The following is a 22,079-nucleotide window of genomic DNA, read 5'->3' as shown; positions in this document are numbered from 1 at the left end:
GATGCAGCGGTATGAAACGTTCCAGGGTGGGTAAGCGCAGCGCACCCGCCATCAGCACCGCCGTCAAATAAAAGGCATTGCCTGTTCAACACTGGTGAATCGTGGAACCCGGGAATATGTACGCCTGGTGACCTGTTCCGTTCGCCACAACGCGGATTCTCTCTGTCATGTTTACTCACGCGAACGTGTTAAGGGGGCTCGCCGCCGCCCCCTTAACAATCCCGGCTCGCGGCCAAAGGGCAGCCGCAAGGGAAAACATACGGCATCGGCGGTGGCTTTTGTGGTTTCGTAGGGCGGGTAAGCGCAGCGCACCCGCCATCAGCACCGCCGTCAAATGAAAGGCATTGCCTGTTCAACACCGGTGAACCGTGGAACCCGGGAATATGTACGCCTGGTGACCTGTTCCGTTCGCCACAACGCAGATTCTCTCTGTCATGTTTACTCACGCGAACGTGTTAAGGGGGCTCGCCGCCGCCCCCTTAACAATCCCGGCTCGCGGCCAAAGGGCAGCCGCAAGGGAAAACATACGGCATCGGCGGTGGCTTTTGTGGTTTCGTAGGGCGGGTAAGCGCAGCGCACCCGCCGTTTATCTCGCGCCACCATTTACCCCAGCCACAAAAAACGCGCCCGCAGGCGCGTTTATGCTGCGTAACCACAACCGCCATCAGGCGATCGCCACTTTCTTATCCAGATACACATCCTGCACCGCATTAATCAGCTTCACGCCGTCGGCCATCGATTTCTTAAACGCTTTACGTCCCAGAATCAGCCCCATGCCGCCTGCGCGCTTGTTGATCACCGCCGTGCGCACCGCATCGGTGAGATCCGCCTCGCCGCCGGATGCGCCGCCGGAGTTAATCAGCCCCGCGCGGCCCATATAGCAGTTGGCAAGCTGATAACGCACCAGGTCAATCGGGTTGTCGCTCGTCAGCTTGCTATACACGCGCTCGTCGGTATAGCCGAACTTCAGCGCGGTATAGCCGCCGTTATTCTCGGCCATTTTCTGCTTCACGATATCCGCGCCAATGGTGGCAGCCAGATGGTTAGCCTGACCGGTCAAATCGGCGCTGGAGTGGTAATCGACGCCATCTTTCTTGAAGTGACTGTTGCGCAGATACGCCCACAGCACCGTCACCATGCCAAGCTCGTGCGCGCGCTCAAACGCGGCGGAGATCTCTTCAATCTGGCGGCGCGACTCTTCTGAGCCGAAATAGATAGTCGCTCCGACCGCCACCGCGCCCATATTGAACGCCTGCTCGACACTCGCGTACAGCGTCTGGTCATATTGCGTGGGGTAACTGAGCGTTTCATTGTGGTTGAGTTTCACCAGGAACGGAATACGGTGCGCATAGCGCCGCGAGACTGACGCCAGCACGCCATACGTTGACGCCACGCAGTTACAGCCCGCCTCAATCGCCAGCTCGACGATATTTTTCGGGTCGAAATACATCGGATTGGCGGCAAACGACGCGCCCGCCGAATGCTCGACGCCCTGGTCCACCGGCAGAATAGACAGATAGCCGGTGCCGGCAAGGCGACCGGTGTTATAGAGAGTCTGCATATTTCGCAGCACCGCGGGCGGACGGTTGTTATCGATCATCACGCGATCGACATAATCCGGCCCTGGCAGGTAGAGCTGGTCGGAGGAAATGGTCGTACAGCGGTGCTGTAACAGGCTATCGGCATCGTTGCCGAGCAACTGCGCAATATCAGTCATCATACGCTCCCGTTATGGTCGGCAGGTGGTGACCTGCCGGACGATAAGATTCCTTACCCACGCCTTAGCTGGGCCTTCTTAGCCTGGACTTGATTAGCACAGATTGCCAGACCTGAGCGCATTTTCAGCTAATTCTGCTGGCACGGTTCACCACCATGCATGAAAATGATGGACGGGCCCGATGCCCTCCCCTACTTCCAGACTATCCGCCTGTTGCAGCGCTTTCGTGAGCCACGCCTTCGCCGCCGTCACCGTTTCAACCCAGTCAGCATACTGCGGACGCAGCGCCGCAAGCGCGCTGGAGAGCGTGCAGCCGGTGCCGTGGGTGTTTTTCGTCATGACGCGCGGAGCGGTAAAGCGCGTCGCGCCTTCGCGGGTAAAGAGCCAGTCGGGGCTTTCGGCGTCATCCAGATGCCCGCCTTTCATCAGCACCGCGCCACAGCCGAGCGCCAGCAACGCCTCGCCCTGCTGGCGCATCTCCGCTTCGCTGCGGGCGTGGGTGGCTTCCAGCAGCGCCGCCGCCTCCGGCAAATTCGGCGTGATGATCGCCACCTGCGGCAATAACTTTTCGCGCAGCGTGCGCACGGCAGACGGGCTCAGCAGTGGATCGCCGCTTTTCGCGAGCATGACCGTATCCAGCACAATATTGCGCACGCGGTAACGTGATAGCCGCTCCGCCACGGCCTCGACGATATCCGTTTCTGCCAGCATGCCGATTTTCGTCGTGTCGATGCGCACATCGCTTAACACTGAATCAAGCTGGGCGGCGACAAACGACGGTTCGATGCGATAGACCGACTGCACGCCGCGGGTGTTCTGCGCCACCAGCGCCGTGACGACGGACGTGCCGTAAGCACCGAGCGCCGAGAAGGTTTTGAGATCGGCCTGAATCCCCGCCCCGCCGCTCGGGTCGGTACCGGCGATGGTGAGCGCGTTAATGCGTTTCATAAGCACCTCCGAACGCCTGCGCATGCAGATTATCCAGCAACGCGCTGGCGAAACTGCCGGGGCCACGGGAGACGGTCAACGCCTCTTCTCCCGCCCGTTTCATCAGCCAGCAGGCCGTTGCGACATTCTCCAGGCGATCGCCCGGCAGCGCGCAGCAGGCAGCAACGACCGCCGAAAGCGCACAGCCGGTGCCCACCACGCGGGTCAGCATCGCGGTGCCCCCCTCAACCGCGACCGTGCGTTCGCCATCGGTGATGTAATCGACCTCGCCGGTCACGGCGACAACCGCGCCGGTGCGGCGCGCCAGTAAACGGGCCGCCTCACGCGCCTGATGCGCGCTTTCGGTTGCGTCAACGCCGCGCCCGCCGCCGCTTTCTCCTGTCAGCGCGCGGATTTCCGAGGCATTAGCGCGAATGGCGGCGGGACGACGCGCCAGAATCTCCTGCGCAAATTCAGTGCGCAGCGTGAGCGCGCCGACGGCGACCGGGTCAAGCGTCCACGGCTTGCCCGCCGCGCAGGCGCTGTCGATAGCCGCCCGCATCGCCTGCTGCTGCGGGCGTGTTAGGGTACCGAGGTTTATGAGTAAGGCATCGGCGATGGCCGCGAACTGCGCGGCTTCGTCAGTATCCACCACCATCGCGGGCGAGGCGCCAAGCGCGAGCAGGACATTGGCAGTGAAGTTTTGCACCACATCATTGGTAATGCAGTGTACCAGCGGCGCGTGACGGCGAAGTTGGGTGACAACAGGCGCGGCGTGCGAGCCGCAAAGCAGGTCAGAAGACATGGTTCTCTCCTGCCAGGCGCGAAGACGGGATACCGGACAGGCATCTGACTTCCCTACGCTGGCATTATCCAGATCAGGTAATACGGGTATTTCTCAGCCTTCACGCAGAAGGGCACCCCGAGTCATTTACTGCAAAATCAAAAAGTTGCGATTAACGCTACATTACTCTCTGTTGTGGATCATGCCAGCGGCAAGCCAAAGACTCAACCCTAAAAAATAGGCTGCGTCTCAGTTTGAGGGGCATATAAAAGCTTTAAGTATGAAAAATACAGACTGCCCGGCTTTATTTGCTGGTGATTTCATTGTCCCTGATGCATTGATGCGGTGCTGGAGCGTAAGTGACGTAGTAAGAGGCATTACCATTGGTTTCACGATTATCAAAGAAATAAGCATCAGAGTTTCATTAAAAATTATTCCTGACCTTACGGAAAAAGAGCCTGTCAGTTGGTCGTCCCCTGGCTAATAATAACTCCCTGAACCTTATCATCTTTCAGATAGTACATGATGCTGTTACTCTGCGTGTATTCACCTGATTTTTCGATATCCTTGTAGCACATAACGATATCTTTCTTAGGCTTATGTTTAAAATATTTTTCTGTTTCTTCTTTAGTTGTTAACACAGGCGCCTTAACGGATACGTATAATACTCCCTTGTAAGGTGTACAAGGCGATCCATCTTTCGCTATGGCAACTGCGGTTAAATCCCCCGCCCCCATCTCATTATCAGAAATAAACCAATAATTGATGCCCCCTGATTTCAGGCAAATCCAGGAAGCCAGGTTATCTTTATTTACCTTTACATCGGCATTCTTAGCGATAAATGCAAGCGTGTTAACCTCAAACTTGTATTCGGTGGTTCCTATAGCAATAACGGGTAGCAGATCTTTATCGGTTTCATGATTATCTGAATAGACTTCAGTAATATCATCGTAATACCTTGCGCCAAATCCCGTCATTTGGGTTGCCGCGCATGTACCCGCCACTAGCCATAAGAATACAAAACCATATTTCATATCAGTCTTCCACTACCAGTATCTTGTCACTACTGTTATTAATCGTTATACGATCTTGCAGCGTCACTTAAAATGACTTCCGATAATGGCATTACAACCTCAGGTGTTCAATGCGTTAATCAACAATCCAGCGCCCCGCCTTTGCCGAGGCAATCAGCATTTGCACCGTCAGCGGCGAAGGCTGATGCTTATCGCTTTTTAAATAGTCGGGAAGAATCGCATTGGGCAGAAAAAATATCCCTTCTTGCGGAAAATATTTACGGAAGTCGAAAGAGGAATAATTCATATTGAACACAGCAAAGTATTCCCCGAAGAAGGCGTGCGCATCTTCTGGCAGGACGCAATATTGCCCGGTGCTTAACGAATCTTCATCTGCCATCTCCCAGAAATGCTTTTTTATTAACGCCCGAACGCCGTCTTCTGTACTCATCATAAATAGTCCGATGGATGACAATCTCATTATCCCTGCAATCATGACATAAGTATAACCCACCACTTCTGGCAGCCCATAAGCACGCCCCACCAAATCAGCCCCGCGCCGATTGCTATCCGCTTCATTTTTTTATACATAATTAGCCTTGCCCGGCCGGGAATGGCGCAGGAAGATAGCGGCCTGACGGTAACAAAATCAACGGGGCGCAGCGCCCTGACATGTGGAGAAGGTATGTTGAAAACCAGAATGATCGTAGCGGGAGTGCTGTTGATGTCGGTGGCCTCTGCATTCGCCGCAGATGCGGTAAAACCCAAATCCATCGATAGCTATGAAGTGAAAGAGTTTCACTCCGATTCCAAAAAATACACCATCGGCGACATCGTGCCGGACCTCTACCGCACCGAGCAGTACAACATCAAACAGTGGCAGATCCGCAACCTGCCCGCCCCGGAAGCTGGCACCCACTGGACCTACATGGGCGGCTACTACGTGCTTATCACCGACGCCGAAGGTAAAGTCGTGCGCGCCATGAACGGCGATATTTTCTACCACCGTTAATCCTTCTAGCGCCTGAAGCAGGCCCGACGCTCAGGCGCGTCTTATATCTCCCCTTTCCAAAACGTTTTTTCGCTCACACCCCTTAATACGCGTAGTGGTGCTTAAACGCGCTGCCCGCTACACTCGCTCTACCTATCAACCTGATGAATATAAAAGGAGGACTCTTATGCTGTGCTGTGAATTGTTTGACTATTCACATCATTTTGGCGATCGCCAGAGCTCAGGCATTACCGGTATCGTGCTGCGATAACTGGCCCCTGAGCGAAGATCCCATCACATCACCCTTCTCCAGGGCTTACCAGATTATCGTCAGCGATGTTTGACGAGGCATTGTTATGCCTGAAAATTCTGAGTAAGCGATGAGCACATTACTGACGGCGCACTCCCTGCGCATTGATTCCCCGTTTGGCCCGGTGCTGAACACCCTTTCCTTTACCCTGAAAAAAGGCGACCGCATTGGCCTTATCGGTCATAACGGCTGCGGCAAAAGCACGCTTCTGAAAGCGCTGGACGGCACCATTGCGCCTGCCGAAGGCGTTGTGACGCGCGCGGCGCGCTGTCTGCTGGCGCGCGTGGAGCAGCATCTGCCCGACGAACTGCATCAGCAGACGCTGCTGGACGCGCTGCTGGCCAGGCTGCCTGAGGCCGAGCGTGAATGCAGCGCCTGGCGGGCGCAGGCGTTGCTCGCGAATATGGGCTTTGCCGAGGCCGCCTGGTCGCTGACGGCGGGCTCGCTTAGCGGCGGCCAGCACACACGCTTATTGCTGGCGCGGGCGCTGATTATCTCGCCCGATCTGCTGTTGCTCGACGAGCCAGGCAACCATCTCGATCTCCCGACGATGTTGTGGCTGGAGCAGTTTCTGGCCCGCTGGAACGGCAGCTTTATTCTGGTCTCCCACGACAGCGCGCTGCTGGACAGCGTAACCAACCGCACCTGGATATTGCGCGACGGTCAGCTTCAGGCGTTCGATCTCCCCTGTACGCAGGCACGCGCGGCGCTGGCGGCGCGGGATGAGAGCGATGCCCTGCGCCATAAAGCGGAGCAAAAAGAGATTGACCGCGTGACGGCGAGTGCAAAACGGCTCGCCACGTGGGGACAGGTTTATGACAACGAAGATCTGGCGCGCAAAGCCAAACAGATGGAAAAACAGGTGGCGCGGCTCAAAGAGGAGCAAACCGAACTGGCGCAGGGCAGCCGCTGGCGACTGACGCTTTCCGGCGACGCGCTGGCGGCGGATCGCCTGCTGGAGCTGGGAAATCTGGCCGTCAGCGCGGCACCTGATGCCCCGACGCTCTTTACCCTGCCGCTGGCGCGGCTCAAAAGCGGGGATCGCGTGGCGCTGCTTGGGCATAACGGCTGCGGGAAGTCGTCGCTGCTGCGCCTGCTGTGGCGACAGTGGCAAACAGGGGAAACGGTTCCCGGCGTCACCTTCCATCCGCGCGTGTCCCTTGGGTATTACGATCAGTCGCTGCATCAGTTACCGGATAACGCCACGTTGCTGGAGGCGCTGGAGCCGTTCGCGCCTGAGTTGCAACAGCGTAAGCTTGCGCTTATCAGCGCCGGTTTCCCGTGGGCGCGGCACGGGCAGCGGGTCGACACGCTGAGCGGCGGCGAGCGCTCGCGCCTGCTGTTTGTCGGCCTGTCGCTCGCGCGCTATTCGCTGCTGATGCTCGACGAGCCGACCAACCATCTCGATATGGAAGGTAAAGAGGCGCTGGCGCAAACGCTGCAAACGTTCGAAGGCGGGCTGTTGCTGGTGACGCACGACAGAACGCTGATGGAGGCGAGCTGTAACCGCTTCTGGCTCGTGGAAGATGGCGGTTTAAGCGAGTGGCACAATATGGAAGCGCTGATGGCGCGTCTGCGCGCAGCGCCGACGCAGGAGGCAGAGAATGAGGCACCTGCGGCACTCGCCACGCCGCCTGATGAGCACAGTGACGCGCGCCTGCTGGAGCGGCTGATTGAGCTGGAGACGCGGCTCAACGCCGATCTCGAACGCAAACCGCGCCACCAGAAACTCGCCCTGCAGGCTGAGTGGCGTAAGGAGATAGCGCACCTCAGCGCCGCGCTGGGGCTGGAATAAAACAGCAAGAAAGACTCTCCATAAAGGAGGGTCTTTCTTATTAATATAAAAGTAAAAGGATACGCAGATGGATGTTTATCGTTTCATTACGCCTGGCTGGTAAGCCTGATATTTAGCCTGCTCGCGCAGAATACGGTTATAAAAGCCAAGGGCGACGGTTTCCATAAATAACTTGCTATTGATACAACGCACGCTGAATACCGAAAACATTATACCCAGCAGAGCGCCAATAATATCCCAGCGCACAACTCCTTCGGAGGAAAGTAAAGACACAAGCACGCTCATAAAAAATAGCGCGCTCACGAATACCGCTATCGCCACCAATGCCAGCCATAACTGCAAGGCGCGGAGATCCCCTCTTGCAACCCCTGTCATTGCAGGGATGATCAGCACACAAAAAAGAAAATTGCTGACGAGCATGCCAATGAAGAATGCACTTTCCGCTAACCCTAAACTCTGCGAAATAGCCACCCAAAAAGAAATTTGGGGAATGGCGAAGCTAAGTACAGCCATAACCATTGCTAATACCAGTGGCATCCCAAGGCTCCGCCACCCCGTGGGCAGACGAACTTGTTCTTTGAGCTGCGTTTTAAGCTGCTCCAGTGCCTCGGGCCGCTTGTTTTGAAGACCATGCTCTACAAGGCGACCCAGTTGCAGGCTTCTTTTTAAATAATTAATCATCCCTGTTCTAACGGCTCCCGGCGAGTGAGACAGACTGAATAATACCCACTACAAATTTTCCGGTATTTTGTAAATTTTGCGGGTTTCTGATGGTTCCGGAGACGGCGCTTCCCGCAAAGGCAGAGGCGTTATTGAATGCTTTAATTAATTCATACTGCAAACTTTTTTGTAATGCTTCTGTTGGAAATCGGCTTGGGTAAGCACCGGCTTTAATGAGCGCTTTAATCCCGTCATTAGAAATACCAGGATTTCTGTTGCGTATAATTTCAATAGTTATACGTTTACGCTCATGCCTGCTCAGTGTCCTGAGCCAATCCAGTGCTTTCGCTGAAGAACCCGCTTTCATCGCCATATAAGCTTTTATTGTACTTCTCAGGCCCACACTTGCCCCAGCAAGAGAAATAACATCAAGCGCTGTCATGGTAGAGGTATACCAATCCTGGGAATCAAACCAGGCAACATTTTCTTCGTAGCCATATCCTATAGCAAATAGACGACCTACACCTACCGCACACTGGAAACCTGTAGCCACTGTTCCGGCTGTCATTATTCCCGCCAGGATCCCCGTTGCTCCAGCAGTAAAAGGTATGACAAGTGTTGCACTCACAGCAATTAAGGCAGTAGCAACTAATGCACCGCAGGATATTGCAGTTGAGGTTATTTCTGTTGTTAATGAAGGTGCCTGAAGCGGTTTTGTAATAGCTTTCCCTGCATTTTGCAGTGATGTATCATTTACCTTCGTAATAATTACATGACTGACATTCGTCTCATTTGGCGTTGCTATACGTCGTGAAGGTCTTACAAGCCAATCGTTAACTCCATTAGAATAGATGATGCCTACACGATTAAAGTCGCGTGTTCGATCCAATTCTTTTGCAAGCGCATGGAAATTAAAATCTACCGTTCCAGGCCCGCCCCACGTTACTGGCTTATCGAAAGAAGGGAGGTTATTAGGCGCATTCATCCCTGATAAATAGTCTGACATGACTTTTTCCTTCTAAATCCGTTGAGGTAGAGCAAGGCTATAAATTTATATAAATAAAAAAATTAAGAACATTCCTAATAGAGAGTTATGCCCCTGTTTTTTGTGAGTTACTTCATAGCTTAATCGTAGGCCAAATACCAGAGGCCAAGAGATATTCATAAGGAAAACCAAAAAGCCGCCCTCACAGGCGGCTTTTTTAATACAACGACGACGAATATCAGGCCGAGAGGCGGAACTTCTGCACGGTGCTTTGCAGTTCTTCGGTCTGGCGCTCCAGCGCGGCGGCGGCGGCGGACACCTGCTCCACCAGCGAGGCGTTCTGCTGGGTGACGGTATCCATCTGAGTGATGGCGATACCCACCTGCGAGATGCCCTTGCTCTGCTCTTCAGACGCCGAGGCTATCTGTTTGATGATCGTGCTGACGTTGGAAACGCCGCGGTAGATTTCCGCCATCGAATCGCCCGCCGCGTTGACCAGCTCAGAGCCTTTCTCGATACGCTCGACCGATTCGGTGATGAGCGTTTCGATTTCACGCGCGGCTTCGGCGCTGCGGCTCGCGAGGTTACGCACTTCGCCTGCAACCACCGCGAAGCCGCGGCCCTGTTCGCCTGCACGCGCCGCTTCTACGGCGGCGTTGAGCGCCAGAATATTGGTCTGGAACGCAATACTGTTAATCACGCTGGTAATATCAGCGATTTTCTTCGAGCTGCCGGAAATGCCCTGCATGGTCTCGATAACATTTTGCGCCAGCTGGCCGCCTTTACCGGCGTTTTCCGAGGCAGCATGCGCCAGCTCGCTCGCCTGACGGGCGTTTTCGGCGTTAAGGCGCACGGTAGAAGTTAGCTCTTCCATACTGGCGGCGGTCTGCTCAAGCGCTGCGGCCTGCTCTTCGGTACGGGATGAAAGGTCATTATTGCCCGCCGAAATTTCCGACGCGCCGCGCCAGATATTTTCGCTGCCGTGGCGAATGGCGCTAACCGCTTCGCGCAGTTGATCCTGCATCGCGGTCAGGAGCGGCACCAGTTTACCAACGCAGTTGCGGCCAAACGGCTCCACCGGCTGGCTGAGATCGCCACCGGCAATCAGCGTGAAATGGTTGCGGATCTTCTCAAGCGGCTTCACCAGCATCGCCACCAGATAGCGGTCGGTCAGCAGCAGAAGCAGCAGGCCAATAATCACCGCGATAATAATCACCGTTTTGGTGGTGACGGTCATGCTGTCGACGCGCTCGCGGGTGGCATCAAGCTTGGCGCCCGCCGCGGCGTTGAATTTCTCGGCGCTCGCGCCAAACGCGCGGCTGAATACCGGCGTCACTTTGCCGGCATGGGCGCGGTACGCGTCCGGCGTGCCTTCACGCGCCAGTTTCATCTGCGGGATCACGCCGTCATCCAGCAGCTTCTGCCAGTCGGCGATCACCTGTTGTGATACGGCCGGATCGAGCGGGCCGGGAGAAAGCTGTTTAAACGCGTCGAGCTGGCGCGACATGTTGTCGAGCGCCTGCTGCGCGGATTCGAGCGATTTGGCGTCCGGCGTGCCGTTTTCCATGGCGCGGGTCAGACGGGTGACGAAGCGGAAATACTGATCGTTGCCTTTGCTGAGCACGGTCATCTGCGACACCAGCTGGCGGTCGACGCGGTTACCATCGGCCATCGCCGAGAGCGAATAGACGCTGTAGACGCCCACGGCCGCCCATAACACACAGAGTACGCCGAGCACCGTCAGCATCACTGCGCGGATAGAAAAGTCTTTAAGCAGGCCCATCAAAAAGTCCTCATTTTTGCCTGATACGGATATATCCTCCCGTTATAGGCAAGCGAGGAAAAAGATGTACGGGGAGGTAACATTTATTTTACCGCCGCGATAATTGCGGATTATCCGCGCAGCCCGAGCGCCTCTTTCAGGGTTTTGAGGTAACGACGACTAACCGGCACCGTCTGGCCGTGGCGCAGCAGCAACTCCGCCTGGCCATTCTCCTCCAGCCGGATCTCCTTCAGGTGCGCCATATTGACCAGATACTGCCGGTGACAGCGCATCAGCGGCGTGCGGCTCTCCAGCGTGCGCAGCGTCAGCTCCGTGAAACCCTCCTGCCCCTGGCTGCTGGTGACATAAACGCCGCTCAGGCGGCTTGCGACAAACGCCACGTCCTCCATTTGCAGCAGCCAGATACGGCTATGGCCGGTGCAAGGAATAAACTTCAGCGCCTCCTGGCGCTCGGTGATGGGCGTCATATCCTGCTCGCGGCGTTCATTACGCATCCGCATCAGCGTCTTTTGCAGGCGCGCGGTCTCAATGGGCTTGAGCAGATAATCAAACGCGTGCTCTTCAAACGCTTTTACGGCGTATTCGTCAAACGCGGTCAGAAAAACAATCCACGGGCGGGTGTCGGGGTCGAGCATGCCGACCATTTCAAGGCCCGAGATGCGCGGCATCTGGATATCGAGAAAGACCACATCCGGGCGCAGGCGGTGTACCGCGCCGATGGCTTCGACGGCGTTGGCGCATTCGCCCACCACCTCGATATCCGCCTCCTCTTTCAGCAGCAGGCGCAAATTTTCCCGCGCCAGCGGCTCGTCATCGACAATCAGCACGCTAATCATGTCGTTCCCTCCAGCGGTAAACGTAAGGTAATCCGGGTAAAGCGGTCCTGCTCACAGGCGACCGAAATGCCGCACTCGTCGCCGAAGCGCGCGCGCAGTCGTTTATCCACCAGGCTCATGCCAAGGCCGTTGCTGGCGGCGTTGGGCTGATAGAGCCCGGCGTTGTCTTCAATTTCCAGCACCAGATGATCGTCGTCGCGGCTGGCGCGCAGGGCGATTTCGCCAGGGCCCAAGAGCTGCGACGTGCCGTGCTTAATGGCGTTCTCAACGATCGGTTGCAGCGTAAACGCGGGCAGCCGGATATGGCGCAGCTCATCGGGCAGGTTCATGCTCACCTGCAAATGCGACTGAAACCGCGCCTGTTCAATTTGCAGATAGGCGTTTACATGGTCGATTTCATCGGCGAGCGACACCACATCCGTAGGGCGCTTAAGGTTTTTGCGAAAAAACGTTGAGAGATATTGCACCAGCTGGCAGGCCTGATCGCTGTCGCGTCGGATCACCGCCATCAGCGTGTTCAGCGCGTTAAAGAGAAAATGCGGGTTCACCTGGGCGTGCAGCAGTTTGATCTCCGACTGGGTGAGTAGCTGCTTCTGGCGTTCATACTGGCCCGCCAGAATTTGCGCGGAAAGCAGCTGCGCGATCCCTTCTCCCAGCGTGCGGTTAATCGAGCTGAACAGACGGTGCTTCGGCTCATACAGCTTAATGGTGCCGACCACCTTGCGGTTCTCGCCGCGCAGCGGAATGACCAGCGTCGAGCCGAGCTTACAGTTTGGGTGCAGCGAACAGCGGTACGGCACTTCGTTGCCATCGGCGTAGACCACTTCGCCGGATTCAATTGCCCGTAGCGTCCAGGGGGATGAAATCGGGCTACCAGGCAGATGGTGATCCATACCGATGCCGGTAAATGCCAGCAGTTGTTCGCGATCGGTAATGGCGACCGCGCCTATCTCCAGCTCCTGGCGAATCACCTGCGCCACCTTCATGCTGTTTTCGACGTTAAACCCCTGGCGCAGAATGCCCTCTGTTGCGGAGGCAACCTTGAGCGCGGTGGCCGAAAACGCCGTGGTGTATTTCTCAAACATGGCGCGCTTGTCGAGCAGAATACGCATGAACATCGCGGCCCCGATGGTATTGGTAACGACCATAGGCGCGGCGATATTTTGCACCAGATGCAGCGCGTCGCCGAACGGGCGCGCGATCAGCAGAATAATGCCCATCTGCACCAGCTCCGCCACCAGCGTAATTGCGCCTGCGGTAAAAGGGTTGAAGATTTTATCGGTGCGCCCGCGGCGAATCAGCCAGCTATGAACGATGCCCCCGAGCAGCCCTTCAACAATCGTTGACACCATGCAGCTCAGCGCGGTCATGCCGCCGAGCGAATAGCGATGCAGACCGCCGGTAAGCCCCACCAGCCCGCCCACCAGCGGCCCGCCGAGCAGGCCGCCCATGACGGCGCCGATGGCGCGGGTATTGGCAATGGAATCCTGAATATGCAGCCCGAAATAGGTGCCCATAATGCAAAAACAGGAGAACGTGACGTAGCACAACAGCTTATGCGGCAGGCGAATCGAGACCTGAATCAGCGGGATAAACAACCGCGTTTTACTCATCACCCAGGCGATCACCAGAAACACGCACATCTGCTGGAGCAGCAATAACACCAGATTGAACTCGTACACGCCCACGCTCCGCGCTGATAATTAAGAGCGCGTAAAATACGCTGCTGTGCCATAACTTTCTATGAAGAAACCCAAAAAACGGTAAGTGAGTGTCGTTAATGAAGAAAAACGCAGTGGAGATCAGGCCCTGGGAAGAGAGCGATCGTCCGTTTTTACGCACGATCTATTTACACGCCCGGCGCGAAGGCTGGCCGTGGCTTGATGGCAGCGAATGGCAACTGGAGGATTTTGACGCCGACACGCTTGGCGAAACGATTCTGGTGGCGCAGGCGGACGGTCACCGGCTCGGGTTTGCGTCCATCGCCGAAAACGACAATTTTCTGCATCACCTGTTTGTCGCCCCGGACGCTCAGGGGCGCGGCGTCGGCGCGGCCCTGCTTGAGGCCGTACAGGCGCGGTTTACCGGCACCGGCGCGCTTAAATGTCTTGAAAAAAACGAACGCGCGCTGCGCTTTTACGCCCGTCACGGCTGGGTGCAGGAGGGGCACGGTGACGCACCGGAGGGCGCTTACCTGCTCCTGCATTTTCGTAAATCCTGACCATAAAAAACGCCTCCCGGAGGAGGCGTCTGTCATGGCGCTAAACGCTCCCGGCGTTACACCGCGCGAAACGCGATATCGCCCGGGATCACTTCGCCCTGCCAGTAGAGCTGCGCCGCCACACGGCCCGCCAGCTGGCGGTAAAGCGTGGTGAATTCGCTCTCCGGGCGGGAGATAACGGTCGGCTGGCCGCGGTCGAGATCTTCACGCAGCGAGATATGCAGCGGCATCTGGCCCAGCAGCTGAGTATGATAAGTTTCCGCCAGCTTCTGCGCGCCGCCAGTGCCGAAAATCGGCTCGTGATGACCGCAATTGCTGCAAATGTGCATACTCATGTTTTCGACAATGCCGAGTACCGGCACTTCCACTTTCTCGAACATCACGATGCCTTTTTTGGCATCGATAAGCGCGATGTCCTGCGGTGTGGTCACCACCACCGCGCCGGTCACCGGAATGTTCTGGGCGAGCGTCAGCTGAATGTCGCCGGTGCCCGGCGGCATATCCAGCACCAGATAGTCGAGATCCGGCCACATGGTTTCCTGCAGCAGTTGCAGCAGCGCTTTGCTCGCCATCGGGCCGCGCCACACCATGGCGTTATCGTCGGTCACCAGATAACCAATGGAGTTAGTGGCAAGACCGTGAGAGATAATCGGCGCCATATGAGTGCCGTCCGGCGAGGTCGGGCGTTCGCCTTCCGCGCCGAGCATCGTCGGCACCGACGGGCCGTAGATATCGGCATCGAGAATGCCCACTTTCGCGCCTTCCGCCGCGAGCGCCAGCGCCAGGTTGACGGCGGTGGAGGACTTCCCTACCCCGCCCTTACCGGAGCTGATCGCGATAATGTTTTTCACGCCGTTCACGCCCGGCTGGTTTTTCACACGTTTTAAGGTGGCGATACTGTGCGACAGTTTCCAGTCAATGGCGCTGGCACCGGTTAAACGCAGCAGCTCGGCGCTCACCTGCTCTTTCAGCTCCTCAAAACCGCTGCGCCAGGCAAACGGCATCTGTAACTCGACGTGGATGGTGTCATCAAGCCAGGCGACGTGATGCAGCGCTTTCAGCGCTGTGAGGTTGTGCTTCAGGGTGGGGTGCTGGAAATTGGCTAACGTCCCGGCGACCAGCGCACGCAGCGCCTCGGGGGATTTGGCCTGGGATTGCGAATTCATCCCGACTCCTTTGTTGTTCTGATGTTAATAAATTGCAGTCATAGAATCATAACAGAGTCGCGGGGAGTAAGACGACATTAAACGCCCACAGGGGTTAGCCTGATGTGCGCTAAAGCAGGCATGTGGGCGTCTGGCTTCAGGGCGAGGTAAACGATACGGCGTATTTTTGCAGTTCACCGCCGGGCTTCATCAGCACATACTCTGCCACCCACGCTTCACCCTTCTGATAAGCGCCGTTTGGCAGACAGGTCTGATACGCAGGTAAAAGCACCGCGTGGCGCTTCGGGTTTGGGTCATCGATGGAATAAACCGCATACTGCGTAAAGACATCCCCCGGCCCGGCCTGCGCGGTATAAATACAAACCTCGCCATTGATAATGCGCATGTCCCCGGCGCGATTAAACGTCGCCTGGTCAGCCACGCAGCCGGTTAAATTAACCAGCGACATCAGGAAAATAGCCGATAACGTTTTCATATCTGGCGATAAGTCTTTTGTCGGTGTTCCCATCGTCTTCCTTACCAAAAGTGTTATCTATGGTGTTAAATCAGCCTTTGAAGATAAGAAAACCATGAAGCGAGCAGGCAAAAGGGATTTTCCCTGGTCACCTATTATTTTTGGTGGCTAAAGTAAATGGATTCTCTGCCGTTACTCCAGACTTAGGGTTATTTTGCAAATGTTGGAAGCAAAAGCACCTTAAGGGCTCAAAACGGTATACTCAGTTCTGTGTAAAAATGGAATTTTATATGGAAAAACAATGAGAAAAAATCTTGTTTATTTATCTTTAGCACTGGCTGCATGTGCTGCTTCTCTGCCTGCAATGGCAGCGACGGGATCCATTACAAAGACAGTAGTGCCATCTTCAATCCGTCTTTACTCCGCTGGCACAGCGCCTGTTACGTCAACCTTGTTTACATTCCAGGTTGCTGACTTTCAAAAAGGCTCTGCAAACCCAACCAAAACATTGACTCTGATTCGCTTTGATTCGGCCGCATATCCCGCTGCTTATACGCACACGACGGAATTATGCATATATCAACCTTATCAGTCAGGCCCAACACGTTGTATTCCGGTAAGCAGCGGTTCTTCATCATCAACCACGGCGTTGAATGATGTACGTTTCGATGCTGGCAGTCGGATTTCTCTGCGCCATACTGTTACAGGCGCACCATCAGAGACGTTACAGCCATCACGTAACGAAAGCGTCACCGTCGAGTTTTCTTACTAAGTACCAATAGATGTAATTAACTAACCACAGGCGAGAGGGATATCAATTATGATGATCAATCAATCATACGTAACATACAAACAGATGCAGGATACGTCAGGCACCCGTTTGAAAACCATTTCCTCTCAGCCTGTTAAATTAAACAGAACACAAGAAAATACAGAGTCAGCGATTGCGAACATTAGCTTTAGTGGTAAAGGGATAATGATGTCTCGCCTTTTTGGTGACAGTGATTCTACCCCTCCTGTTCAAACACAGCTAAATGTTAATAACATGAATATGTCTTCTGTTAATTTTTTAACAACTCAAGATCGGAGTATATTATCTGACTTATACGAGCAGGCTCAAAATGAGGGTGCTGACTTGAGATATGTTGACGACTTAGCGCATGACCTGGGAACGTATCGAATGTTTAACGGTGTAATGGCAAACGTCAATGATGGAACCATGTTTGATATGGAAGGACATCAGCAAACCTTCATATTTACAGAAGCTGATACTGCTACTGCAACAAGAATTAAAAGTAGTAAAGGCTTTTCCGGCTCCGTTCTTGACACAGGCTTTTTGAACTATGAATTAGACGCAGGCTATTCATTTTCGCACAAAGCCAATTTCGATTTCCTTGAAGCAGTGGTAAATGGTCAAAATTTGGGTGCTAAATTCGCTACTTACGAGGGTAAAGGACAAAAAAATTATATTATTGAAACTGCCAGTGAAGTGACATTAAAAACGGAAGAACCAGACTGGCGTAACGTCAATGGCGTATTCACTGTCACGGAGAAAGGACTGAAAAATGGCTTCAGTTTGGTTGATGGGAAATTGCTCCATGATCCCCAGAGCTTCCTTACCACTTCTTTCCCGGAAAACAAAACACTATTAGACGCATTTATTTCTCAGAAATGAAGTTGAGATGAAAAGATAAAATCACGAACAATGACAGAGGTTCAATACAATAAAGATATAATTTGCCTGAGAAATATTTCTCATTCATATCCTAAAGACCTTTCCCGGCAGGTTATATTAAATAACATTTCATTGTCAATTCCCCATGGTCAAAGTTGCGCTATTGTTGGCGCTTCAGGATCAGGGAAAAGCACGTTGCTCAACATCATTGGCCTTTTAGATAAACCTAATGTTGGAAGTGTATTTATCAATGGCACTGAAATGTCACAAGCTAATAGTGAAATAAGAGCAATAGCCAGAAACCAAATCATTGGCTTTGTCTTTCAAAGCTATAATCTTTTACCACGCCTTACAATATTAGATAACGTCGCATTACCGCTTTTCTATCGCGGCGTATCTAAATCAAATGCCTATAAGGCAGCGAAGATACAGCTGAATCGTGTTGGGCTAAGCGACAAAATCCAGTATAAACCCGCCGATCTCTCAGGTGGGCAGCGCCAGCGTGTGGCTATCGCACGATCATTAATAGGCGAACCCATATTGTTGTTGGCCGATGAGCCTACCGGTAATCTCGATAGCAAAAATGCCGAAGGCATTATTAATTTATTAATGTCACTAAATCAAACAGAAAAAACAACACTTCTGTTAGTGACGCACGATAAAAACCTTGCTGGCTGTATGTTTCGTTGTATAGAAGTACATGATGGTACTATCAGTGAAAGATCTCATGCCAACGGCTAAACGCAATACATTCATATACTCAGAATTAAAACTCGTCTATGGTCCATCTTGCTTACACATTTTACGAGAATCTCAGGAAAACTTAAGGCTCCTCGGTCGTCGTGCATTTCTGGCTCTCATTGGAATCGCTATAGGTTGTATGGCCGTCGTTGCGTTACTAAATATTGGTCACAATGCGCAATTACAGGCAATGAGCGTCTTCAAAGGGATGGGTACCGATATGATTGCAGCGACTATTCAACTGCCTGTTGGTAACCGAAACGAGACAATTTCGGTTAATACAACCTTAAATACCAGTGATTTAAACACACTGATTCCTGAAACAATTGCAGTAGCCCCTTTAGTCTCAGCAAATATAGATGCTCTTTTCAAAGGACAAGTATTGAACGTAACAACGATAGGGAGCACTGATAAATTATCAGATGTTTTGGGCCTGCATCTCAAAGTGGGACGATTTCTTAGCATATATGATACGGGGAATACTTATGCAGTTCTGGGAGGAAATATCGCTAATCAATTGGAAAATGCAGGGAAAGACATCAAGCCGGGGGATCATATTCAGCTTGCCGGGTACCTTTTCGAGGTAATAGGGATAATCAAAAGTGATGAGCAAAACCCATTGGTACCTTTTTCCGTTAATGATTCCATTTTTGTGCCCATAGACAGTATGCGTCGTATATTTCCTAATCCATACATTACAAGTGTTCTTGTTCGTAATCATGATTATGATCACGTCGTTCAAAATGCCCATATTTTACGCAACTGGCTAGCAAAAAAAATTTCCGGTTTTGAAATAAGCGTACAATTCCCTCAACAATTACTTAAAGGTATGGAAAAACAGTCACGCCTGTTTTCCTGGTTCCTTTCTGGTCTTGGAGGAATAGCGCTTTTGGTTGGTGGAGTCGGTGTTATGAATGTTATGGTGATGAACGTTGTTGAAAGGCGTCGTGAAATTGGCGTCCGTATAGCGTTAGGAGCCAGACCTAAAGATATCGCATTACTTTTCTTAATTGAATCCACCGTTCTTACTGGTCTGGGAGAACTTACCGGCGCACTTATGGGCCTTATTACAGCCTGGTTATTTGTCTATTACTCTGGCTGGGGAACTTTCTCATTATATCCCTCAGGTTTTATGCTGGGTGTTGGCGGCGCAGCAATTACAGGGCTTTTATTTGGGCTATCGCCAGCAGTCTCTGCGGCGCGTTTATCTCCTGTCCAGGCATTACGTGATGATTAAAATTTTAATAGCAATATCAATACTATTTGTGCCTGTCAGTGTAGATGCTTATTCGTTTTCAAATGAACAGGCTGTTTCTGCCGGGCAAGAAAAAAATTTAACTTTTAACTCCCCAGACATCTCATTGCATGCACAGAAAATTGAAATGACATTGGGAGATGCTATTTATTTGGGACTCCGAAACAATCGTGCTATACGTAGCGCTTATTTGAACCGTATTTCTCAGAAATTTGATCTTACAGTGTCTCAAGACAGATTCAACCCGAAATTGACGCTTAGCGGCAATTATCTTGCCACATATAACCAGGATGACCGTTATCGTCAGGGGGCTGTGTCACCAAAAACCACTATCCTGACACCTTATGGTTCAAGAGTAAGCCTTGGATGGAACTATATTAATACAAAAGCGAATATGGCTGGCTTTTCCACAAACGATGGTGTCAGCATCACTGTCATTCAACCTTTACTGCGTGGTGCCGGTAAAAATATTGCAACAGCACCTGTTCGCTTGGCACAACTGAGTGAGCAAATTAACCGGCTTAATTTAAAATCAATAATTTCACAAACTGTCACCGGGATCATTACTTCTTACAGAGCATTATTGCAGGCACAAGAGCAGCTAAAAATTGCTCGCGAATCTCTTAATCGATCACATAAATTAGTTGATGTTAACCGGGCAATGATTGCTGCAGGAAGAATGGCTGAATTTGAGATTGTACAGGCAGAAGCTGAGGTTGCCTCTCAGGAACTAAATTTTGAACAAGCCCGTAATGACCTTGACGCAAAGCGTCTGGAGTTATTGCAATTACTCTCTCTCGATTTAAACACGCCAATAGAAGCAACCGAATCACTTCAGGCACATGATACAAAAGTTGATGTTGTACAGGCTATAAAGCAAGCAGAATACTCCCAGCCGCAATGGCTCATAAAGCTTATTGAAAATGAGCAGGCAAATATTGACCTGGCAGTAGCTCACAATAATAGCCAATGGGATGTATCCCTTGTTGGTGGAGCCAATCAAGTGCGCAGACGAGATAATCAGTCTGGGGTATCCAGGACATGGGAGAACTACGTAGGCATACAGGTCGAAATACCGGTCAATGACATGAGTATCCACCAGGCAGAAGTACAGGCCAGGGTAAATGTACGTAACAGTGGAATCCAGCTTGCCGAAGCTCACCAGCAACTGGAGCGAGAGGTAACGAACGCAGTGCGAGATATTAACGCTCGCTGGCGGCAATATGAAATCTCGCAACGTGCCCGGGATCTATCCCTTCGTAAGCTGGAGATCGAACGTGAGAAGCTTACCGTAGGACGTTCAAGTAACTTCCAGGTATTGAGTTATGAAAATGATCTTCGCAATGCTGAAAATGCGCGTCTGAATACGCTAATAAATTATCTTAATGCCCAGGCTGAACTGGATCAGCAACTGGGTACTACCCTGCAAAGTTGGGACATAACAATTAATGATTAATTTTCCTTTAGCATCTAAATATTTAACAACAGCGCGCCTGAAGCCTTTTTTACTATTTTTTTTAGTTATAGCATTTATTACTGGCTTGGGGCTAATATTACTAAAGGAAGATGAGCAAAAAGTTCAAGTCGTTGATAAAAATTGGCTTCAGATAAGACCAGAAAGGCTGGAGCAAAATATTGGACTGGTTGGGCGTATTGAGGCAGTACGTCAGCAAACTCTTTCAGCTCCGTTTGAAGGTGTCATTAAAGAAATAATGGTACAGGAAGGTCAACGTGTTGCGGCTAATCAGATACTGGCTCACATTAATCCTGAGCAAATTCAAATCCAGTTACGTCAGGCACAGGGAGATTTGTTAAAGGCACAGCGAGAACTGCATCAATTAAAAAACTGGAGCAACAGCCCAGACGTTGTCCGGGCCAGGAGAGCCTTAAAGGCCTCACAGGATAGCTTGAATGCAACATATGCAAATTTGCGGGAAACGCAATTATTATTCAAACGCGGCATCGTTGCCCGTATGGAGGTTGATTCGCTTGAAGCGCAATTACGTTCTCAACAACAAGATTTATCCGCCTCTCAGGATGAACTCAATGTTATTGAACTGAAAGGCCAGGGTGAAGAGTATGAACTTGCCAGGTTAAATCTGGTTAATGCACAAGCGCGATTTCAAATGTTGCTCGCCCAATCTCAACGCCAAATTATCACAGCGCCTTTTGCAGGGGTTATAGTTCGACAGTCACCGATGGAAAATAGTAAAAAAATCGTTATTCAGCCAGGAATGCCGGTAAACCAGGGAACACCCCTTTTAACACTTGTCAGTCTCGATCATTTGCAGGTCGTGACAAAAGTCGAAGAGTCAGACATACATAGAATACATGAAGGCATGCCAGTAAAAATAACCGGAGATGGATTTGTCGGAGAAGAGTTGGAGGGTCATGTCAGCGCTATTGCCGTTCAGAGTGATGCAGCAGATGCTTCAGGAATGTCGGTCTATTACGATGTCATCATTTCAGTAGATACGCCATCAAAAGGAGCCAGAATAGGTATGAGTGCACATCTGGCGATAATACTTTATATGAATGAGAAGGGAATTGCCGTTCCCCCGGAGGCGCTGCATCAGGATATCAACGGGGTTACATGGGTAAACTATCGTGCTGCAGAGGAAGGCCCCATAAAAAAAATTGAAGTTAAAACCGGTAAATCGGTTGTACAAGGTATTGAGGTAAAAGGACTGGAAGCAGGCTATATTGAGGTTCCCTTAAAATAAGCTAACGCATTCTGTCTGTTCATTATGTATAGCGAGCGTAGAA

General features: G+C 52.2%; 21 protein-coding genes and 1 riboswitch. Of the genes, 9 read left to right on the top strand and 12 right to left on the bottom strand.

Going from position 1 to position 22,079, the window contains the following annotated elements; genetic code table 11:
* Window positions 1-664 precede the first annotated feature (664 nt).
* The 5 genes from fbaB to G6041_RS02040 all read right to left on the bottom strand — a co-directional run bounded on the left by fbaB (window position 665) and on the right by G6041_RS02040 (window position 4,895).
* A complete protein-coding gene (fbaB, locus tag G6041_RS02060) occupies window positions 665-1,717 on the bottom strand; it encodes a class I fructose-bisphosphate aldolase (RefSeq protein WP_041460696.1) in 1,053 nt (350 codons plus the stop codon).
* A gap of 147 nt (window positions 1,718-1,864) precedes the next feature.
* Window positions 1,865-2,665, bottom strand: coding sequence for a bifunctional hydroxymethylpyrimidine kinase/phosphomethylpyrimidine kinase (thiD, locus tag G6041_RS02055; protein ID WP_012124307.1), 801 nt, complete (start codon window positions 2,663-2,665; stop codon window positions 1,865-1,867).
* On the bottom strand, window positions 2,652-3,449 hold the full coding sequence (gene thiM / locus G6041_RS02050; RefSeq protein ID WP_012124306.1) for a hydroxyethylthiazole kinase: 798 nt from the start codon (window positions 3,447-3,449) through the stop codon (window positions 2,652-2,654). The genes thiD and thiM overlap by 14 nt, the downstream gene beginning before the upstream one ends.
* 33 nt (window positions 3,450-3,482) lie before the next feature.
* A riboswitch (TPP riboswitch) is annotated at window positions 3,483-3,579 on the bottom strand.
* A 310-nt stretch (window positions 3,580-3,889) separates the two neighbouring features.
* Window positions 3,890-4,462, bottom strand: a complete 573-nt coding sequence (locus G6041_RS02045) for a hypothetical protein (RefSeq protein WP_012124305.1) — start codon at window positions 4,460-4,462, stop codon at window positions 3,890-3,892.
* Between the two features lie 115 nt (window positions 4,463-4,577).
* Window positions 4,578-4,895 (bottom strand): DUF1493 family protein, encoded by a 318-nt coding sequence (locus tag G6041_RS02040; RefSeq protein ID WP_041460456.1) that lies wholly within the window; start codon window positions 4,893-4,895, stop codon window positions 4,578-4,580.
* Between the two features lie 231 nt (window positions 4,896-5,126).
* On the opposite strand from G6041_RS02040, the gene G6041_RS02035 reads away from it, so the two are divergent.
* Window positions 5,127-5,453, top strand: a complete 327-nt coding sequence (locus tag G6041_RS02035; RefSeq protein WP_032976974.1) for an RcnB family protein — start codon at window positions 5,127-5,129, stop codon at window positions 5,451-5,453.
* A 359-nt stretch (window positions 5,454-5,812) separates the two neighbouring features.
* Window positions 5,813-7,537: an ABC-F family ATP-binding cassette domain-containing protein gene (locus G6041_RS02030; protein WP_012124303.1), complete on the top strand. Its 1,725-nt coding sequence runs from the start codon at window positions 5,813-5,815 to the stop codon at window positions 7,535-7,537.
* 75 nt (window positions 7,538-7,612) lie between these two features.
* On the opposite strand, the gene G6041_RS02025 is transcribed toward G6041_RS02030, so the two are convergent.
* From G6041_RS02025 to G6041_RS02005, 5 genes are all read right to left on the bottom strand, one after another.
* Window positions 7,613-8,218: a hypothetical protein gene (locus G6041_RS02025; protein ID WP_012124302.1), complete on the bottom strand. Its 606-nt coding sequence runs from the start codon at window positions 8,216-8,218 to the stop codon at window positions 7,613-7,615.
* Window positions 8,219-8,225: 7 nt separating this feature from the next.
* On the bottom strand, window positions 8,226-9,203 hold the full coding sequence (locus G6041_RS02020; RefSeq protein WP_007851202.1) for a hypothetical protein: 978 nt from the start codon (window positions 9,201-9,203) through the stop codon (window positions 8,226-8,228).
* 217 nt (window positions 9,204-9,420) lie between these two features.
* The gene (locus G6041_RS02015; RefSeq protein ID WP_012124301.1) at window positions 9,421-10,965 is read right to left on the bottom strand and encodes a methyl-accepting chemotaxis protein; all 1,545 of its coding nucleotides are present in this window, start codon (window positions 10,963-10,965) and stop codon (window positions 9,421-9,423) included.
* Between the two features lie 110 nt (window positions 10,966-11,075).
* Complete coding sequence (gene btsR, locus G6041_RS02010) at window positions 11,076-11,801, bottom strand: two-component system response regulator BtsR (protein WP_012124300.1); 726 nt, start codon at window positions 11,799-11,801, stop codon at window positions 11,076-11,078.
* The gene (locus G6041_RS02005; protein ID WP_007889684.1) at window positions 11,798-13,483 is read right to left on the bottom strand and encodes a sensor histidine kinase; all 1,686 of its coding nucleotides are present in this window, start codon (window positions 13,481-13,483) and stop codon (window positions 11,798-11,800) included. The genes btsR and G6041_RS02005 overlap by 4 nt, the downstream gene beginning before the upstream one ends.
* Before the next feature lie 98 nt (window positions 13,484-13,581).
* Here G6041_RS02005 and G6041_RS02000 point away from each other — a divergent pair, with 98 nt between their 5' ends.
* Complete coding sequence (locus G6041_RS02000; protein ID WP_007776469.1) at window positions 13,582-14,022, top strand: GNAT family N-acetyltransferase; 441 nt, start codon at window positions 13,582-13,584, stop codon at window positions 14,020-14,022.
* A 56-nt stretch (window positions 14,023-14,078) separates the two neighbouring features.
* On the opposite strand, the gene apbC is transcribed toward G6041_RS02000, so the two are convergent.
* Both apbC and G6041_RS01990 read right to left on the bottom strand, forming a co-directional pair.
* Entirely contained in the window at window positions 14,079-15,188 is a 1,110-nt protein-coding gene (apbC, locus tag G6041_RS01995; protein ID WP_004388666.1) for an iron-sulfur cluster carrier protein ApbC, read from the bottom strand.
* 136 nt (window positions 15,189-15,324) lie between these two features.
* Window positions 15,325-15,663 (bottom strand): putative T6SS immunity periplasmic lipoprotein, encoded by a 339-nt coding sequence (locus tag G6041_RS01990; RefSeq protein ID WP_012124298.1) that lies wholly within the window; start codon window positions 15,661-15,663, stop codon window positions 15,325-15,327.
* A gap of 280 nt (window positions 15,664-15,943) precedes the next feature.
* On the opposite strand from G6041_RS01990, the gene G6041_RS01985 reads away from it, so the two are divergent.
* Genes G6041_RS01985 through G6041_RS01960 form a run of 6 tightly spaced genes read left to right on the top strand, consistent with a single transcriptional unit; the run spans window position 15,944 to window position 22,036 of the window.
* Window positions 15,944-16,414, top strand: coding sequence for a hypothetical protein (locus G6041_RS01985; RefSeq protein WP_124753121.1), 471 nt, complete (start codon window positions 15,944-15,946; stop codon window positions 16,412-16,414).
* 48 nt (window positions 16,415-16,462) lie between these two features.
* On the top strand, window positions 16,463-17,317 hold the full coding sequence (locus G6041_RS01980; RefSeq protein ID WP_012124297.1) for a hypothetical protein: 855 nt from the start codon (window positions 16,463-16,465) through the stop codon (window positions 17,315-17,317).
* 30 nt (window positions 17,318-17,347) lie between these two features.
* Window positions 17,348-18,058 carry an ABC transporter ATP-binding protein gene (locus G6041_RS01975; RefSeq protein ID WP_041460455.1) on the top strand — a complete coding sequence of 237 codons (711 nt, stop codon included), beginning with the start codon at window positions 17,348-17,350 and terminating at the stop codon, window positions 18,056-18,058.
* Window positions 18,018-19,295: an ABC transporter permease gene (locus tag G6041_RS01970; protein ID WP_012124295.1), complete on the top strand. Its 1,278-nt coding sequence runs from the start codon at window positions 18,018-18,020 to the stop codon at window positions 19,293-19,295. The genes G6041_RS01975 and G6041_RS01970 overlap by 41 nt, the downstream gene beginning before the upstream one ends.
* Window positions 19,198-20,769 carry a TolC family protein gene (locus tag G6041_RS01965; protein WP_012124294.1) on the top strand — a complete coding sequence of 524 codons (1,572 nt, stop codon included), beginning with the start codon at window positions 19,198-19,200 and terminating at the stop codon, window positions 20,767-20,769. Before G6041_RS01970 ends, G6041_RS01965 begins: the two co-directional genes overlap by 98 nt.
* Window positions 20,762-22,036, top strand: coding sequence for an efflux RND transporter periplasmic adaptor subunit (locus G6041_RS01960; RefSeq protein WP_046377235.1), 1,275 nt, complete (start codon window positions 20,762-20,764; stop codon window positions 22,034-22,036). Before G6041_RS01965 ends, G6041_RS01960 begins: the two co-directional genes overlap by 8 nt.
* Window positions 22,037-22,079 lie beyond the last annotated feature (43 nt).

Origin of the sequence: Cronobacter sp. HA18003 (assembly GCF_011605905.1) — a bacterium.
In the GTDB taxonomy this organism is placed as follows: domain Bacteria; phylum Pseudomonadota; class Gammaproteobacteria; order Enterobacterales; family Enterobacteriaceae; genus Cronobacter; species Cronobacter sakazakii.
The sequence above is the reverse complement of the archived record's forward strand: the minus strand, read 5'-3'. Positions and strand labels throughout refer to the sequence as shown.

Excerpts from the sequence above, each read along its gene's own strand:
- fbaB (WP_041460696.1), bottom strand. The coding sequence starts at position 1,717 with ATGACTGATATTGCGCAGTTGCTCGGCAACGATGCCGATAGCCTGTTA.
- thiD (WP_012124307.1), bottom strand. The coding sequence starts at position 2,665 with ATGAAACGCATTAACGCGCTCACCATCGCCGGTACCGACCCGAGCGGC.
- thiM (WP_012124306.1), bottom strand. The coding sequence starts at position 3,449 with ATGTCTTCTGACCTGCTTTGCGGCTCGCACGCCGCGCCTGTTGTCACC.
- G6041_RS02045 (WP_012124305.1), bottom strand. The coding sequence starts at position 4,462 with ATGAAATATGGTTTTGTATTCTTATGGCTAGTGGCGGGTACATGCGCG.
- G6041_RS02040 (WP_041460456.1), bottom strand. The coding sequence starts at position 4,895 with ATGATGAGTACAGAAGACGGCGTTCGGGCGTTAATAAAAAAGCATTTC.
- G6041_RS02035 (WP_032976974.1), top strand. The coding sequence starts at position 5,127 with ATGTTGAAAACCAGAATGATCGTAGCGGGAGTGCTGTTGATGTCGGTG.
- G6041_RS02030 (WP_012124303.1), top strand. The coding sequence starts at position 5,813 with ATGAGCACATTACTGACGGCGCACTCCCTGCGCATTGATTCCCCGTTT.
- G6041_RS02025 (WP_012124302.1), bottom strand. The coding sequence starts at position 8,218 with ATGATTAATTATTTAAAAAGAAGCCTGCAACTGGGTCGCCTTGTAGAG.
- G6041_RS02020 (WP_007851202.1), bottom strand. The coding sequence starts at position 9,203 with ATGTCAGACTATTTATCAGGGATGAATGCGCCTAATAACCTCCCTTCT.
- G6041_RS02015 (WP_012124301.1), bottom strand. The coding sequence starts at position 10,965 with ATGGGCCTGCTTAAAGACTTTTCTATCCGCGCAGTGATGCTGACGGTG.
- btsR (WP_012124300.1), bottom strand. The coding sequence starts at position 11,801 with ATGATTAGCGTGCTGATTGTCGATGACGAGCCGCTGGCGCGGGAAAAT.
- G6041_RS02000 (WP_007776469.1), top strand. The coding sequence starts at position 13,582 with ATGAAGAAAAACGCAGTGGAGATCAGGCCCTGGGAAGAGAGCGATCGT.
- apbC (WP_004388666.1), bottom strand. The coding sequence starts at position 15,188 with ATGAATTCGCAATCCCAGGCCAAATCCCCCGAGGCGCTGCGTGCGCTG.
- G6041_RS01990 (WP_012124298.1), bottom strand. The coding sequence starts at position 15,663 with ATGAAAACGTTATCGGCTATTTTCCTGATGTCGCTGGTTAATTTAACC.
- G6041_RS01985 (WP_124753121.1), top strand. The coding sequence starts at position 15,944 with ATGAGAAAAAATCTTGTTTATTTATCTTTAGCACTGGCTGCATGTGCT.
- G6041_RS01980 (WP_012124297.1), top strand. The coding sequence starts at position 16,463 with ATGATGATCAATCAATCATACGTAACATACAAACAGATGCAGGATACG.
- G6041_RS01975 (WP_041460455.1), top strand. The coding sequence starts at position 17,348 with ATGACAGAGGTTCAATACAATAAAGATATAATTTGCCTGAGAAATATT.
- G6041_RS01970 (WP_012124295.1), top strand. The coding sequence starts at position 18,018 with ATGATGGTACTATCAGTGAAAGATCTCATGCCAACGGCTAAACGCAAT.
- G6041_RS01960 (WP_046377235.1), top strand. The coding sequence starts at position 20,762 with ATGATTAATTTTCCTTTAGCATCTAAATATTTAACAACAGCGCGCCTG.